Below are 1,870 nucleotides of genomic sequence, written 5' to 3' on the forward strand. Positions count from 1 at the left end.
CCGTTCTCCTGGGTGCGCTTGGACGAGTCGCCGCCGAGTTTTTTCTGCCCGTCGGAGACGGCGCTCGCCGCGGCATCGGCCACGCCGGCGGCGGCGCTCGAGGCCGCGCTCGTCACCGTCGAGACCACGATACTGCCCACGAAGAAGACCGCGAGCACGACCAGGAGCGCGACGGCGGCCTTCAGGCTGGCGCGGCTGCCCCGGTCGAGGGCTTGGTCGTATGTGTTCGGGGTCGCGTCGGGAACCGGCTGCTGCGGAGGTGAGGGAATCGGCCGCTCGGCAGGGGCGGTTTGCCAGCGGCTCTCGTTGCCGCGCGCAGGCGCGGGCGTGGGTTGGAATTGCACGGTGCGAGACAACGGCTGTGCGGCATAGGGGCTCGGAGCGGAGGCCGAAGGCGCTGGGTAGGAGCTCGGAGCGGAGGCCGGCTGAGCGGAGCGGGAGCCCGGCGTGAGGTATTGGTCCTGCGCGGGGTATTGGTTTTGCGCGGGGTATTGGTTTTGCGCCGCGCGGGAGCTCGGCCCCGCGTATCGATCCTGCGCGGCGTACGGGGCCTGCGCGGCATATTGACCCCGCGCGGCAGCCGGCTGCTGCGGCGCGCTCGGCCGCGCGGCGGGAGCCGAGGGCGGGACCTGATCCGGCTGCTCGAGGGCCCAGGTCTCGTCGTCGATGGCGTCGAACCCGTCGCCGAACTTCTGGTTATCGTAAAACCGCTGGTCGGGCATTGCGCTCCTTTGACGCCCAACTACTTTTGCAACAGGTACCCAACATATGCCGCCCGATGTCGGCGCGGGGCGGTTTGCGGCGAAGCCCATCAACTCACCATGTGCACAGCGAGCAGGCGTCAGCCGTGGTGTTGTGCTCGCCGCCAGGTAGTCGCGTCTGGGGCTCAGAAGCCGCCCCGTCGCTCGCGGCAAAAGCTTCTTGGCGACTTTATGGAGCAAAGGACCCACGGGAGTCTTGGAGGCGGCGCTGGGCATAATCTTCCAGGCTAAATAGTTTCTAGTGTAAGGAGGTTTCAGTGGAAAGCACCTTGCGGGACATCGACGACCATCGCGACGCGAGCGCCGAAGACGTTCCGAGCCCCGAGCTCGCCGACCTCGCCCGTCAGCTCTTTGAGCAGTTCGCACAGCTCGGGCGCAACATCCACCCGAACGCCCAGAACTTCACCCGCGGAGAGGCCGGCGTGATCCGCACGCTGCACCTGGCCGACCTCGCCGGCGAGCCCACGCTCACGCCGACGCAGATCGCAGAGCGCTCTCACCTGAGCACCGCCCGAACGGCGAACGTCTTGCGCGCGCTCGAAGAGAAGGGCTGGATCAGCCGTGAGCACGACACCGCCGACCGGCGGCGCGTGACGGTCACGCTGACCCCAAAGGGCGAGTCCGAGCGCAGTCGTCGCCGCAAAGAGATGGACGACCGCGCCGCCGACTTCCTCGGCAAGCTCGGCGCCGAGGACGCGCACGAGGCAATCCGCATCCTCGCCCGATGCAACGAGATTCTGGGCCAAAAAAAGAAGGCCGCCCCCGAACCGGCGAACAACACAGAAAGGAAGTGACGCCGAGTGAGGATCTTCAAGCTCTTTAAGAACCACATCCTGGCGCTCCTCGCAGCGGTGGCGCTCATCACCATCAGCTGCAACGCCGACCTCACGCTGCCCACGTACATGTCCGAGATCGTGGACGTGGGCATCCAGCAGGGCGGCATCGAGAGCCCCGTCCCCACCACCATCCGTCGCAGCACCCTCGACGACCTCGAGCTCTTTATGTCCGACGAGGACACCGCGACCGTCGAGGCCGCCTACTCCGCGCCCGAGGCCGATGGCGTCTGCACCTACACCGGCTCCGAGGCGGACCGCGCCGAGGACGGCCCC

At 67.7% G+C, this 1,870-nt stretch carries 2 protein-coding genes and 1 pseudogene; 2 read left to right on the top strand and 1 reads right to left on the bottom strand.

The features are described 5' to 3' along the window. Positions 1 to 722: hypothetical protein (locus ACT84W_RS09620; RefSeq protein WP_444329045.1), on the bottom strand; the 722-nt coding region annotated here is incomplete at its 3' end. A 296-nt stretch (positions 723 to 1,018) separates the two neighbouring features. Between ACT84W_RS09620 and ACT84W_RS09625 the strand changes: the two genes are divergently transcribed. Together ACT84W_RS09625 and ACT84W_RS09630 are read left to right on the top strand one after the other, a co-directional pair. Then, a complete protein-coding gene (locus ACT84W_RS09625; protein WP_444329046.1) occupies positions 1,019 to 1,555 on the top strand; it encodes a MarR family winged helix-turn-helix transcriptional regulator in 537 nt (178 codons plus the stop codon). Between the two features lie 6 nt (positions 1,556 to 1,561). Further along, positions 1,562 to 1,870: pseudogene (locus ACT84W_RS09630) on the top strand (ABC transporter ATP-binding protein); the annotation flags it as partial.

The sequence above is a fragment of the Paratractidigestivibacter sp. genome (assembly GCF_052362415.1).
Lineage (GTDB): Bacteria > Actinomycetota > Coriobacteriia > Coriobacteriales > Atopobiaceae > Paratractidigestivibacter.